Origin of the sequence: Pseudoalteromonas sp. P1-30 (assembly GCF_001400005.1) — a bacterium.
In the GTDB taxonomy this organism is placed as follows: Bacteria; Pseudomonadota; Gammaproteobacteria; order Enterobacterales; family Alteromonadaceae; genus Pseudoalteromonas; species Pseudoalteromonas atlantica.
Genome location: NZ_LKBC01000001.1, coordinates 576,534 through 589,602, shown reverse-complemented (window position 1 = coordinate 589,602; position 13,069 = coordinate 576,534). Strand labels below are relative to the sequence as shown.

Sequence of the window (13,069 nt, the reverse complement as noted above, 5' to 3'; positions counted from 1 at the left end):
GATGGTGGCGTTAAATGCAACCATCTTGAATGTAAATAACGTTGAGTATTACTGCCAGTATTTTGCAAATAATTGCGGATAGCTTTGTTTTAAAAACTTGGGTTTGTCTTTAAAGCGTTTACCTGCCGGTTGCTCGCCTGAGGGTACAAAAGGTAATTCGTCGTCGTTACGCTCTTCAAATAATAAACCGGCTATTAAGTCGTATTCATCAATATAAGGGTAAGGTTGCTCATTTAAATAATACACAGGGGAGCACTGTGCTAGTGAGTCGGCATTGCTTAATGCGTTATTAAATACCGTCTCCCCGCGGGAGATGAGCCAGCACCTAAATTCGCTAAAACCGTATTCGTCGTTACAGCCAGCCATAACAAATGCGGCACCAAATAAATCCCAGGTAAAACATTTGCGCATGTGAATACCAAAAAATTTATCAAAAGCAATGAGCTGCTCGTCGGTTAACTCGCTCAATTTAGCTTTTAAGTTGTCGCTTACGCTTTGTGGGTCGAGCCCTAACTCAGGCGTGGTCACTAAATCCCAAAATTCCTGCTCTGTTAACGCTGTCATTATAAAATCTCTTTTACTCGGCCGACTTGACCATCTTCTAGGCGTACTTTAATACCATGCGGGTGATTAGGTGATTTAGTTAATAAACGCTCAACTACACCTTGAGTTAATGTGCCGCTGCGTTGATCTTCTTTTAATACAATATTTACGGTTGTACCTGGTGTGATTTGCGAACGCGATGGAACAGCCATGCTTTACATCCTAAAAATAATTTTGGTAATTATAACGTCCATAGCTAGGCAAACCAATGTTAATCAACTAAAAACGCTATTTGCTTAGCCGCTACCGGTAAGCTTATTTTGCTAAGCTCAGCGTGAATAATATCGACTAACCGACAAAAATGCGCTTCGGTGTCGTTATAGGCTATATCATCTTCAAAATAGCAGCTTATGTTTAGTGACTTTGCTTCATTTTTTAAATCAATGGTGTGAGTTAAATAAGCAAAACCATAATGAGTCGTTTTTATTTGCTCACAGGCGTTGGTGAGGGCTTGGCGTATTTGTTTATCACGCAATTTTTGTGTTTTAGTCATAAATTATTGTGTTTGTTCACTTTGCTGTTTTTTATACTCTTCAAAATTTTTATCTTGATTTTCAAGGCACTCGTAATATTCTTTATCGGCTTTATAATTACATTCATCTAAACGTGCTGATTGAATTTCGTGAAAGCGAGCGTCGGAGCTGCACCCAGCAAGTACCGAAAATCCCACAAACAGCAATGCGCTTTTAGTTATTTGACTGATTAACATTAGAATTCCTTACACTTTCGTTATCGAAAGCAACAATATTATTGTATATTAGCGTCATAAAAACCTGACTTTGCATAGGACCCATAATTATGATGTCGCAGTTACAAAAGCTGTTTCAGCGTATAGACAAAAGCAAGATATTTCAATCATTTGTTATAGCTGTCATTGTTGTTTCTGCCCTCACCGTAGGTGCTCATACATATTCTCTTCACCCCACTGTAGAATTCATTCTAAATTGGATGGATGTAGGGATCACAGCTTTCTTTTTAATCGAACTCATTATTCGCTTTATTGCAAGTAAAGGAATAAAAGACTTCTTTTCAAAGGGCTGGAATATATTCGATACCATTATTGTACTTGGCAGCTTATACCCAGCTGCAGGATCAACTATGTTACTTGCCCGATTGCTGCGTATATTTAGGGTACTGCGTTTAGTATCTATGATCCCAGAGCTGCGTTTGCTTGTAAATTCGTTGCTTAAAGCCATTCCGCAAATGGGCTATATAGCACTGCTTATGTTTGTTATTTTTTATATTTACGCAGCCATGGGCAGTATGATGTTTGCCGATATTAACCCGGTACTTTGGCAAGATGTATCCATTTCAATGTTAACGCTATTTAGGATAGCTACCTTTGAAGATTGGACCGACATTATGTACGAAACCATGGCGGTGTACGAGCTAAGCTGGATTTACTACCTCACGTTTATCTTTTTAACTGCGTTTGTGTTTTTAAACATGATGGTAGGTGCCATTTTAGAAGTAATGAGCGAGGAGCATCGTAATGCCCGTGAGCTAAAAGCGGATAATAACTCACTTCCTGCAACGCAAGGACAAGTGGTTGAACTACAAGCGCAAATAGCTGAGCTAAAAACGTTATTAAGTAAAACCTCAGATATTACCAACTCCAATAAATAGCTGATCTATTTTACTTGCTAAAACTTAAAAAGCCCTTTGTATTGAGTTAATACAAAGGGCTTTTAGTTACTCACCTTGTTGTTCTTGCGTGCTTTCAAACGAAATAACATTATCAACCTTCATTTTAAAAGCTTCAAAAAACGCATTTTTTAATACAGAAACCACGGCTTCAAAAGTAGATACATCAGCGTTATCTAATTGCCCATCTATGGGCACCCGAGCAGCCACCAGCTTTGACTCATCGTTTTCTAATAGCGAGCTGAGTAAATCAATACTGCCTTCAAAAATAGCGGTAAATAGACCGTCATCATCTTTTTCTATATCTTCGCGCCACGAAAAAACACTTAAATCGTGCACACCCGCTTTTACATATCCATTTAAGTTATTATTGTTAGCGGCCAATTCCATTGCGCCATCTATTCCGCCGGCTTCAATGTCAAATGGGGTATACACTTTAAAAACAGTTTCGAGATTTTTAACCGAAAAACGCTGCACTTCAACATTAAAATCAAAATTAGCTTCATCACTAAAGGGGTCCAATTTACCATTTAAAGACAGCTTAGCTTCGCCCATTAGCTGCCCTTCTACTTTTAAACTCGTAACTAAAGTTTTAGAGAGGTTTTGTGCATTGGTAATATTGTTAATGTTAGCGTTTATATTTGATACGTAAGTAGGCTGCTCTCCTTCGCTGGTGGCGTTAACTAAGGTTACTTTACCATTGTCTATACGTAGCGTATCAATTGAAAAAGGCACGAGATCATTAGCAAGGCCTACCCACGTGGTTTCATCTTTCACCTGTTGATTTTGTTCAGCGGTAGTTGGGTCTTTATCGTAAATAACAATTTCTGGGCGGGTAAAAGCCATGTTGGTGACAAAATTACCGTTTAATAAAGCAGACCACGCAAGCGAAAAATCAAGTGTATCAATAGACAGTAACGGCTTAGGCATCTGCGTGGCATCTACCGCGTAAATTTCTACCTCATCAACAGCGTAAGCGCCTCGGTATAAGTACAAATCAACATCACCCACATGCCCTGTTATGCCTTGAGTTTGTTCAAGCTGCTGATTTACATAATATTGAACCGCATAAGGGGCTAAAGCTCTGAGTAAAATTAACCCCAAGGCTGTAACCACTAAAGCATAAAACCATTTTTTGCGTGTATTTTTAAAAGTAGAAGCCATTATCTATCCTTATGTGAAGGCTTAGCATCTCGGCATAAGTAAAAAATACCTGCATAAGTGAATTAAGTACTCACAAAACAGCGAAAACCGAGCGAATAAAGGTGTAATAGATTAGTACGAGCAAAAGCTATACCAAAAAATGCAATGAGCCGAGTTAAGCAAGCTTACTGAGCCTTTCATATACTCATTAATTTTATAACTGCTCCGACAGAGCATAGGGGATGGCAATATTAATATTTATTACGTTTTTCCTAGGTATTAATGAAGCACAAACTTATACGCTTTATATACAGTGCATTTATATACAGCGCGTTACAGCATCATTGAGCAAGCGTTGTAAATAGCAAAACGAAAGCTAAGCACGAAGGAAAAAATAAAGTAGCGTATGCAGTGCCGCTTAACTAAAAAAGGGGTTAGCAATATGCTAACCCCTTTTAAATACATACTTTTAAATGCAGAAATTATTCACCGTCTACAATGATGCGAAGCATACGACGAAGTGGCTCTGCAGCGCCCCATAACAGCTGATCGCCCACGGTAAATGCGCTAATGTATTTAGGACCCATGGCTAATTTACGAATACGACCAACAGGAATACTTAAAGTACCTGTTACTTTAACTGGGGTTAAGTCAGTTGCACTAATTTCGCGCTCATTAGGGATAACTTTAACCCACTCGTTATGCGAAGCTAAAATTTCTTCAATTTTTTCTACGCTAATGTCTTCACGTAATTTAATGGTCATTGCTTGGCTATGACAACGCATTGCACCAATACGTACACATAAACCATCAATTGGCACAGGCTGTTTAGAAGAGCCTAAAATTTTGTTCGCTTCAACCTGAGCTTTCCACTCTTCTTTAGACTGGCCACTTGGCATTGGCACGTCAATCCAAGGAATTAAGCTACCGGCTAGCGGCACGCCAAATTGGTCTTGTGGTAAATCGCTTGAAGCCATTTTTTCGCTCACTATTTTATCAATTTCTAAAATAGCTGAACTTGGATTATCTAGTTGCTCGGCAACACTTGAATGAATAGCGCCCATTTGTGCAATAAGCTCTTTCATATTACGAGCGCCGGCACCAGAGGCCGCTTGGTAAGTCATTGGGCTTACCCACTCAATTAGGTCTTGCTCAAACAAACCACCTAAAGCAAGTAGCATTAACGATACGGTACAGTTACCGCCTACAAAAGTTTTTACGCCTTGCTCTAAACCTTGTTCAATGACATCTTTATTTACAGGGTCAAGTACAATAATGCTGTCATCAACCATACGAAGTGCAGAAGCTGCATCAATCCAGTAACCATCCCAACCCGATTCGCGTAATTTAGGGTAAACCGCTTTGGTATAATCACCACCTTGACAGGTAACAATAATATCCATTTTAGCAAGTTCATTTACATCACTTGCATCTAATAACGGTTTTGCGTCGCCAGCAATATCAGGGCCGACTTGCCCAGCTTGTGAGGTGGTGAAAAAGGTGGTGTCGATATGTGCAAAATCACTTTGCTGCTGCATACGTTCTAATAACACAGAGCCAACCATGCCACGCCAACCGACTAATCCTACTTTTTTCATTGTTTTTTCCACTGTTTGATTCATAAAAGATGCCTTAATACATTAAAAATTAAAATTCATTGCGTGAGAATTAATTTTTATTAAAACCAATCATATTAAGTTATTAATCATTTATAGCGGCAAATTAATAGCGAGATAACAAGCCATAAATTTTTATATGTAGCTGTTCTGCATCAAAAATTTATAACGCCTTTAGCGCTTTATTTAGCACACTAGAATGACTAGATATTTAAGTCGATTAGTATAAAGCTAACCTAACACCCCAAGCGCCCTAAAACTAGTGAATAAAGCGAAACTTAAATATTTTTCATAGTCATAAAAAAGCCCTGTATTAAATACAGGGCTAGTCGGTAGTTAGGTTTTATTATATCCCCCTTCCTTGGGAAGAAAATTAAAACTCGTAGCTGTAACTTAAATCAAACGTTACACCTTGCTCTTTTGAGCGCACTATAATGTCTGATTGTGTTACCTCTTGATCTTCATCGAGTAAGTTTTTAACTTTAAACTTAATCTTAGAATTAAAATCAGGGTAATAAGTATAAACTAAATCAAGTGAGTGAAATGGCTGCTCATACGCGTCATCTCTATTAGCAACACCCGCTGCTAAAATTCGCTCACCAAATACGTTATAAACTAAAGAACTGCTGTGCATGCCATCTAACGAATCGTAGTTTAATTGTAAATTAACTACATATTCAGAGTGGCCAGTCATACGTTTTTTAGGATTAGTTAATGTACCCGCCAGTGCTGGGTCAATAGACGCTTCAGAATCACTTAATGTGATATTACCGCTAGTAAATAGGCCTTCACTTACAAATGTTAAGTCTTGTAGCCATTCAGCTTCAATACCATAAACTTCTGCTGTTTCACCATTTATAAACGATGCTGAGTAATCTTCATCACCAATGTTTAAAACCGTTTCAATTGGCGCAGTAATATCTTTATAAAACGCCGCTACGCTAAATGAATTACCGGCTTGTCCGTAATATTCATAACGTAAGTCGTAGTTTTTAATTGGGCTACTTTTCATACCTGTACGACCAAACGTTCTAATGTCAGTCAAAGGGTCGTAATACGTAACAGGCACTACTTCACGAAAATCAGGGCGTACCACTGTTTCACCATAACCTAAGCGCACCTGGTAATCATCGCCACCTACATAGGTAATAGACAGTGCCGGGTACCAATCATCGGTAATAACAGAGCCTGCTTGAATTTTATCTGGATCGTAAAAGGTATTTAAATCGTCTTCATCAAAAATAAGGCTCGATGTACCGATAGAAGATTGTTTAAATTCTTCATAACGAATACCACCGCTTATTCTTATCCATTGATCATAAAACACATCGAAAGACGCATAACCTGCATCCACCTTTTGCGCAGCTATGTAATCATCGGCATCAGGGGCTGTTGGCTCATTAAAGTCAACTAACACAGCGTTATTATCAATAAAGTCGTCAGTTAAAAAACCACTATTATTAAGCGCATCAGTGCTACCGTCGTTTATTGAAATACCTGAGCCGCCACTGTTGTTTATAGCAAAGCTTGAGGTATTAAATATTCGAGCTCTGTCAGAAAAATCGTAACCAACTTTAAACTCAACTTCCATAGACTCAAAGCTAAGCGGCAGCGTTAAGTTACCACCGTACGATTTAACACGCTCTTCCATATTGGTGTATGACATAATTACACGGTTATCATCCCCTGTAATAGTTGAGCCGGCATAGCTGCCATCACTATTATAAGTGTCACGAAACTCAAAGTCGGCACTGGTAGGTATATCAGTCGTTGCTTTAGCTTCGGTGTACTGCCAATCGGCACCAATACCAAAATAATCTAAAAAGGTATGTTGGCCCATAACTTGAGTAATGTTTAATTGGCGTTCTTCGTAATTAAACTCATGATTACGGTTTGCAATCCCATCACCCGCAATACTAAACGTAGAACTACCCGCAGGGCTTTGCGAAATAGCAATTTCAGACTCATCTTCATTATCAATAATGTAAAGCTGTTGAGCAGAAATACTGTGCGTACCTAAACGGTATGACAAGCTCAATGAACCGTTATAACTTTCGGTTTCAGTTGTCACTTGCGAATTTTTGACTGTGTTGTAACACGAGTTACTCACATCTTCACTGGTCGCTAACGACGTTGTACAATCAACATTGCCTTCTTCGTTTTCTAAATCTTGGGTGATAACTGAGCTAAAACGTTCTTCAAAATCCCATTCGTTTTTGTAAGCACCTGCCAGTAAAAACCCAACCTTGCCGCCAAAATAGCTCTCTTCAAAACTATCACCATAATGGGCTTTAATATTATAACGCGGGTCTAACGACTCTTCTTTTAACTCATAATCGCGAGGAAGCGACTTTAAAAGTGCGTTATTAACAGCGGTTGCTTGTTCTGCACGCGTTAAATCGCCATCTTCAAAGCCTTCACTACTAACAATATTGCCAATACTAAAATCACCACGGTATGTTGAAATAGCCTGCGATAACTCACTTGGAATGCCATTTTCGTTACGATTGTAGGTAAAGCCATCACTTGATGCCGTATCGTAACCTGCACCCACTTCAATGCCTGCTGTAAATTCACTCGGTGCGGATTTAGTTCTAATATCTATATTACCGCCACCAAACGCTGCTGGCATGTCTGGAGAGTAAGCTTTTTGAACAGCCATACTTTCAATAATACTTGCAGGGAAAATATCAAGCGGAATAACGTTACGGGTTAAATCTGGGCTTGGGATGTAAGCGCCATTTAAACGCGCACTAGAGTAACGCTCACCTAGGCCCCTAACGTAAATAAACTTACCATCAACAAGCGTTAGGCCTGTCACTCGACGAAGCGCAGATGCTGCATCGCTGTCGCCCGTGCGTGATAATTGTTCAGAGCCTAAAATATCGGCAACAAAGGCTTGGTTTTTACGTTCTTCTACAACTGCCGCAGCGCTCCCTTGTAAACGCGTACCTACAGCAACAACTTCTTCTATTTCTTGTTCGTTTGTTAACTGTTCATCGGCTTGTGCAGCAATTAAGCTCGTCGAATGAGCGACTAAACCTAAACCAATTGCCCAGGTAATTTGATTGAGTCTATGCTTTTTAGACATGAGATAATCCTAATCAGGTTATACAAAAGAGGCGCCTGACGCTTAAATAACAAGCCACAAGGCGCCTTTAATCAGAGGTTATAATGGTGTGCTATTTAGTCAGCATTTGCTGCTGTAACAGCCGCTTCAACCCATTTATACCAGCTAGAGTCTGTATCCTGATCCGATACCGCACCAATGTAGTTTACGCTTTCAAAAAATGAATCGCTTGTGCTTAAATCTGTTGCAGTAACCGTTACTTCTGCAGCTGCTGTGTTCGTTGCAAAACCGTTATCTGCAAGTACTGCAACATCATCAGTTAAGATTTGGTTAGCACCGTCATTTTCAAACCACGCTGTTTTTGTTTGACCTTCTAATGGCCCGCTTGCAAACGTATCTGTATCTGTAAAGTTTGCAGAACACGCCATTACAGAGCTTGTGAATGAGATTTTATCTGCTTGTGCTTCACCGTCGCCTGAGAACTCAATACATTGCGTGTTAGTTGCGTTTTGCTTAACGATAACTGTGTTGTAAATGCTTGAATTAAATTGGTCATCAAACTTGTAAGCTTGTGAAGGGTCGTCATCACGTACCGAGTTACCATCTGTAGTTACAACCGTTACATTGGCAACCGTTGGGTTAGATGGAGACACTTGCTCGGTAGAAGAACCTTTAACACCATCAGACTCAAAGCCATTGTTACCCATGTTAACAACAGTGCCATCATTTAGTGTCACAGTACCGTGTTGAATAAATAAGTACTGAGCTTTACCTTGCCAACCGGCGTCGAAGTCAAACGAATCATCTTGTGTATCTGTTACCGCTACGTGCTTAAGCGTTGTAGCACCACCAAAAATTTCAATACCGTCATCAAAACCTTGGTGAATGTGTAGGTAATCAAACTCAGAGCCAGAGCCAACTGCATTTAGTGTTAGTGAATTCAAATCATCGCCTTCACCACCAACGCGAGGGCCTGAACCTGCGTACCAAATTTTAGCCCATTTAATATTACCGCTAGAGTCTGCATTATCGTTACCACCAAAGTAACTTGTAATACCTTCAGAGGCTACGTTACACGTACCACCATCACGCTCTGCATCAGTACATTGGTCAGTAATGCCGTTACCATTAATGATGATACCGCCCCAATCTGCGTAGCGTGCGCCTTCGCCAGCTGTATCAAAACGGTCAAACGCGTTTGCAGAAGTAAATACAACCGGCTTTTCTTCAGTACCTACCGCTTGAATTTTTGCACCACGTGCAATGCGTACAATTGCTTCACCTGAGCCAAATGCTAAAACGGCACCTGGTTCAACAGTCATTGTTGGACCATTTGCTGGTACTTCAAAGCCATCTACAGTGCTGCCGTCTTCGCCAATTTGTAATGCATCTTCAAAAACGTGGACACCGCCATCAGGTAGCTCAGCGAAAGTAATGTTGCTTGTGATAGAAATTGTTTTGCTTGCAAACGAGTCGTTGTATAAACAATCAATGCCACTTACTACGCCTGTTACCGTACCTGCATCTGATTCGTAGCTTGCACAAACAGCTTCTTCTTCAGTTGTTGAACCAGTTGTATTGTTTGAATTATTAACACTGTTATCTGTTGACGAGCTGTTATCGTTTACAGTAGGTGTAATTTCGATATCGCCGCCACAGCCAGCTAGTGTCATTGCAGTTGCTACTAGGCTGACCTTAAATAAATCAGATAATTTCATTGTTCACTCCGTTAAAGTATTTAATTATTTTGTTAGTGCATTAAGTAAAAACTTAAGTCACTTTAAGGCACGATACTCATGCATTAAGGTGACCTGAGTTATCGGATGCAAATAAGATACTGTAGAGATATGACAAACCAGTTACAGTTTAGTAACCATAAGATGACAATAGTAATTAATTTAAATTCAACAACTTAAATATTTTAACAACGAAAAAAACCGCCCTAAGGCGGTTTTGGTGTTGCGATTATGAAATAGGTAAACGCTTCTTTATTTGTAAAATAGCGTTAGGGTATAAAGTTAAAGTAACGCGGCTTTAAGTGTTTGCGCATGCACTTTTTCACGCTTAACATATTTAATCCACTGCTTTGCTAAACGTTGTGATTTATCATGCTTTTGGGCTTGTTCAAACGCTAAAATAGACGCATCAAAATTTTGCATATTGTACTGTGCCATACCTAGCGCAACGTAAGCGTTTGATTCAAAATCAAGGCCGCCTTTATCAAGCGCCTTACGCGCAGCATCAGCCGCTTCTTCGTATTGCTCAGTGTTAACAAACACTTCTGCTAGGCGTTGATCGTACTTACCATGCTCTGATAGGTCAGCCGCTTTTGTAAAGTAGCTAATCGATTTTTCATCTTCTTTAGCTTGAATCATGGCCTCTGCAATAAAGGCATAGTTTTTCGCTGATTTTTCTACAATGCCTTTTTCTATCGCATCACTCATTGTTTTAGCTGCTTTGTATGCCAGGCCGTTATAAAGGTAAGTTTGCGATAACTGTCTTAAGTCAGACTTGGTTTTTAAAAAGCCTTGTTGATACGCCGCTTCGATTACTGCTAGTTGCTCTTTTTCTTTGCCGGTTTCTCCGTACATACCAGCTAGCTGAACCCAATACTCTGGTTTATTGTAAAGTTTAACCATGCGCTCAAGCACTGCAACTACTTTATCTGTTTGATTAAGTGAGTAATACATAGCGCGCTGTAGTACCAGCCAGTTTTCTTTAGGGGTTTTACCTTCGCTGTCGCTAAGAGCAATAACTTGATTAATGTACTCAAGCCCCTTTGGGTATTCTTTTAACTGGTAGTAAGTTTGCGCTCTAAGTAAGTAATACCCTTCTGTAATAGGTTTGGTATTTATTTCATCCCACTTATCTAAAAACGCGATAACTTTTTTATACTCGCCGTTTGCCATTGCGAGCTGCGCTAAGCTAAACGTGGTACTTAAACGTAATGACTCAGGAATAGCCTCTTCGGCTACCACTTTTTCAAACGAGGCAATGGCTTTTGGCAAATCATTTTCGTTGTAATAAATAAAGCCATAAAAGTTATGCATCATCGCAATTTCATACGAGTTCATACTTGAAGCTCGCTCTTGAATGCTATTAAGTGCTTCAAGGCCGGCTTTTACATCGCCATCGTCAGCGAGCTTTTGCGCACGAGCAAGCTGGCTATAAACCTTTTCGCGCAGTGCGGGTACACGCTTTGTTTTTTGCTCTTGCTCTGCATGGGCAGTTGCTACGTTTAGCCCCGGCACAAGGCTTAGCGTACTTGGCACAACAATACTTGCACTGATCGCGGCAGTGCAAAATAATGCCAGTTTTAAATTTTTAGCTGTAGGTAGTAATTTCATAATCGCCTCGCTATTTCATCCAATTAAGATAAGTTAACCATTAATTTGGAAAGATATTTTGTTTTGAACACCCGCCACTTCAACGGCTTCACCATTTACTACGCGCGGTTTATATTTAAATTTAAGTGCGGCATCCATCGCTGCTCTATCAAACAGTGACTCAGGGACCGCTTTTACTACTTGCGGGTCACGTACAGTACCTTGCTTAGTTACTATAAATTCAACAATTACATAGCCTTCAATACCACGCGACAAAGCACGACGCGGATACACTGGAGCTACTTTTACAATGGGTAGGTATTCACCATCACTTGTTTCAAGCGCTAAGCCACCCGCTAGGTCAACATCGCTGCCTACATCCGCGCCAAAATCAAAATTATTGCTGGCCGCGTTTGCATCATTATTTTGCATTTGCGGCGACTCCATAGGCGGTGGTGGCTCTTTTGGTGTAGGTGGCTTTTGCGGTTTACGCTCTTTCTTTTGTACTGTTTCTTCTTTTTTCAAACGTACAAAGTCTAAAACGTTTCCTTTTACTGGCTCCGACATGGCACCTTCACCACCGGTGATCAGTGCCTGCATGCCTAAAAACAGCATAAAGGTCACTACACCCGCTACTATTAATGCTACTAAATATCGCAACATGGCTAACCCTTAAGACGCATCTTGTGCAGCAATCGAAACATCAAACGCACCTGCAGCACGCGACGCATCCATTACTTTGATTAACATATCAGTGGTGGCTTTTTTATCAGCTTGAATAACCACGCTCCCTTGTGGGTTTTCTGCTTTTAAGCGTTCGATATTGGCTTGCACTGCACGTACATCGATTTGACGTTTATTAATCCAAATCTCGCCTGTATCAGAAATAGCCACTAAAATATTAGCGCGTTCTTTTTTAACCGCTGTTGCGGCTTCTGGGCGGTTTACATCAATACCGGCTTCTTTAACAAACGAGGCGGTAACGATGAAGAAAATAAGCATGATAAATACAACATCTAACATTGGGGTCATGTTAATTTCTTCTGCTTCGTCTTCTTGTAATAGGTTTCCTAACGGGGCTCTCATTTTTATTCTCCTAGGATGAGCGACTCTATAAGCCGCTTATCAAAATGTTACTTAATGGTCTAAAACCATGCTGTCTTCAAGTAGTTCAACTTCGCGCTTGGCTCTGCGCTGTAAAAACGTAGAGGCAAATACACCCGAAAGTGCGCCAACCATACCTGCCATGGTTGGAATAGTTGCTTTAGAAACACCTGATGCCATAGAGCGCGCACTACCTGTACCGGTAATTGCCATTACATCAAATACTTCAATCATTCCCGTTACTGTGCCTAACAGCCCAAGTAGCGGACACAATGCAACCATTACATTTATCAGTGCTAAGTTGGTGTCTAAACGCATTGAAGCACGTGAAATCATCGCCTGGCGTATTTGCTCAGCATTCCAGCTATTGCGCTCTGCACGGTTTTTCCACTGCGCTTTTACGTTTTGCTTGTAACTACGAAAACCTTTGAAAAAATAAATAAATCGCTCGAGTATCAATAACCACATCGCGAAGATTAACACCCCGATGACCAAGAGGACTTGGCCACCAGTGTCGAGAAAATCACGGATAGCATTGATTGAGTCAATCAATAGCACCATGG

The 13,069-nt window shown here is 40.2% G+C and carries 13 protein-coding genes; 1 reads left to right on the top strand and 12 read right to left on the bottom strand.

Annotation, left to right across the window (positions count from 1 at the left end):
- Nucleotides 1-48 precede the first annotated feature (48 nt).
- Genes AN395_RS02605 through AN395_RS02590 form a run of 4 tightly spaced genes read right to left on the bottom strand, consistent with a single transcriptional unit; the run spans nt 49 to nt 1,312 of the window.
- A complete protein-coding gene (locus tag AN395_RS02605; RefSeq protein WP_004586331.1) occupies nt 49-564 on the bottom strand; it encodes a DUF4240 domain-containing protein in 516 nt (171 codons plus the stop codon).
- A complete protein-coding gene (locus tag AN395_RS02600; RefSeq protein WP_004586332.1) occupies nt 564-755 on the bottom strand; it encodes a YwbE family protein in 192 nt (63 codons plus the stop codon). Before AN395_RS02600 ends, AN395_RS02605 begins: the two co-directional genes overlap by 1 nt.
- Before the next feature lie 59 nt (nt 756-814).
- Nucleotides 815-1,096: a hypothetical protein gene (locus AN395_RS02595; RefSeq protein ID WP_054981964.1), complete on the bottom strand. Its 282-nt coding sequence runs from the start codon at nt 1,094-1,096 to the stop codon at nt 815-817.
- Between the two features lie 3 nt (nt 1,097-1,099).
- Nucleotides 1,100-1,312, bottom strand: a complete 213-nt coding sequence (locus AN395_RS02590; RefSeq protein WP_004586334.1) for a hypothetical protein — start codon at nt 1,310-1,312, stop codon at nt 1,100-1,102.
- Nucleotides 1,313-1,401: 89 nt separating this feature from the next.
- On the opposite strand from AN395_RS02590, the gene AN395_RS02585 reads away from it, so the two are divergent.
- Entirely contained in the window at nt 1,402-2,229 is an 828-nt protein-coding gene (locus tag AN395_RS02585; protein WP_004586335.1) for an ion transporter, read from the top strand.
- A 66-nt stretch (nt 2,230-2,295) separates the two neighbouring features.
- On the opposite strand, the gene AN395_RS02580 is transcribed toward AN395_RS02585, so the two are convergent.
- The 8 genes from AN395_RS02580 to AN395_RS02545 all read right to left on the bottom strand — a co-directional run bounded on the left by AN395_RS02580 (nt 2,296) and on the right by AN395_RS02545 (nt 13,067).
- Nucleotides 2,296-3,411, bottom strand: coding sequence for a DUF748 domain-containing protein (locus AN395_RS02580; RefSeq protein ID WP_054981963.1), 1,116 nt, complete (start codon nt 3,409-3,411; stop codon nt 2,296-2,298).
- A gap of 461 nt (nt 3,412-3,872) precedes the next feature.
- A complete protein-coding gene (gene asd, locus AN395_RS02575) occupies nt 3,873-5,012 on the bottom strand; it encodes an aspartate-semialdehyde dehydrogenase (RefSeq protein WP_054981962.1) in 1,140 nt (379 codons plus the stop codon).
- Between the two features lie 367 nt (nt 5,013-5,379).
- Nucleotides 5,380-8,097 (bottom strand): TonB-dependent receptor plug domain-containing protein, encoded by a 2,718-nt coding sequence (locus tag AN395_RS02570; protein ID WP_054981961.1) that lies wholly within the window; start codon nt 8,095-8,097, stop codon nt 5,380-5,382.
- Between the two features lie 95 nt (nt 8,098-8,192).
- Nucleotides 8,193-9,794, bottom strand: a complete 1,602-nt coding sequence (locus tag AN395_RS02565) for a hypothetical protein (protein ID WP_004586339.1) — start codon at nt 9,792-9,794, stop codon at nt 8,193-8,195.
- A 300-nt stretch (nt 9,795-10,094) separates the two neighbouring features.
- On the bottom strand, nt 10,095-11,423 hold the full coding sequence (locus AN395_RS02560; protein ID WP_054981960.1) for a CDC27 family protein: 1,329 nt from the start codon (nt 11,421-11,423) through the stop codon (nt 10,095-10,097).
- 33 nt (nt 11,424-11,456) lie between these two features.
- Nucleotides 11,457-12,062 carry an energy transducer TonB gene (locus AN395_RS02555; RefSeq protein WP_200910436.1) on the bottom strand — a complete coding sequence of 202 codons (606 nt, stop codon included), beginning with the start codon at nt 12,060-12,062 and terminating at the stop codon, nt 11,457-11,459.
- A gap of 12 nt (nt 12,063-12,074) precedes the next feature.
- Nucleotides 12,075-12,488, bottom strand: coding sequence for a biopolymer transporter ExbD (locus tag AN395_RS02550; protein ID WP_004586342.1), 414 nt, complete (start codon nt 12,486-12,488; stop codon nt 12,075-12,077).
- Nucleotides 12,489-12,539: 51 nt separating this feature from the next.
- On the bottom strand, nt 12,540-13,067 hold the full coding sequence (locus AN395_RS02545; RefSeq protein WP_029772985.1) for a MotA/TolQ/ExbB proton channel family protein: 528 nt from the start codon (nt 13,065-13,067) through the stop codon (nt 12,540-12,542).
- Nucleotides 13,068-13,069: the final 2 nt, after the last annotated feature.

Coding starts and splice junctions, on each gene's coding strand:
- AN395_RS02605 (WP_004586331.1), bottom strand. CDS start 564: ATGACAGCGTTAACAGAGCAGGAATTTTGGGATTTAGTGACCACGCCT.
- AN395_RS02600 (WP_004586332.1), bottom strand. CDS start 755: ATGGCTGTTCCATCGCGTTCGCAAATCACACCAGGTACAACCGTAAAT.
- AN395_RS02595 (WP_054981964.1), bottom strand. CDS start 1,096: ATGACTAAAACACAAAAATTGCGTGATAAACAAATACGCCAAGCCCTC.
- AN395_RS02590 (WP_004586334.1), bottom strand. CDS start 1,312: ATGTTAATCAGTCAAATAACTAAAAGCGCATTGCTGTTTGTGGGATTT.
- AN395_RS02585 (WP_004586335.1), top strand. CDS start 1,402: ATGATGTCGCAGTTACAAAAGCTGTTTCAGCGTATAGACAAAAGCAAG.
- AN395_RS02580 (WP_054981963.1), bottom strand. CDS start 3,411: ATGGCTTCTACTTTTAAAAATACACGCAAAAAATGGTTTTATGCTTTA.
- asd (WP_054981962.1), bottom strand. CDS start 5,012: ATGAATCAAACAGTGGAAAAAACAATGAAAAAAGTAGGATTAGTCGGT.
- AN395_RS02570 (WP_054981961.1), bottom strand. CDS start 8,097: ATGTCTAAAAAGCATAGACTCAATCAAATTACCTGGGCAATTGGTTTA.
- AN395_RS02565 (WP_004586339.1), bottom strand. CDS start 9,794: ATGAAATTATCTGATTTATTTAAGGTCAGCCTAGTAGCAACTGCAATG.
- AN395_RS02560 (WP_054981960.1), bottom strand. CDS start 11,423: ATGAAATTACTACCTACAGCTAAAAATTTAAAACTGGCATTATTTTGC.
- AN395_RS02550 (WP_004586342.1), bottom strand. CDS start 12,488: ATGAGAGCCCCGTTAGGAAACCTATTACAAGAAGACGAAGCAGAAGAA.
- AN395_RS02545 (WP_029772985.1), bottom strand. CDS start 13,067: ATGGTGCTATTGATTGACTCAATCAATGCTATCCGTGATTTTCTCGAC.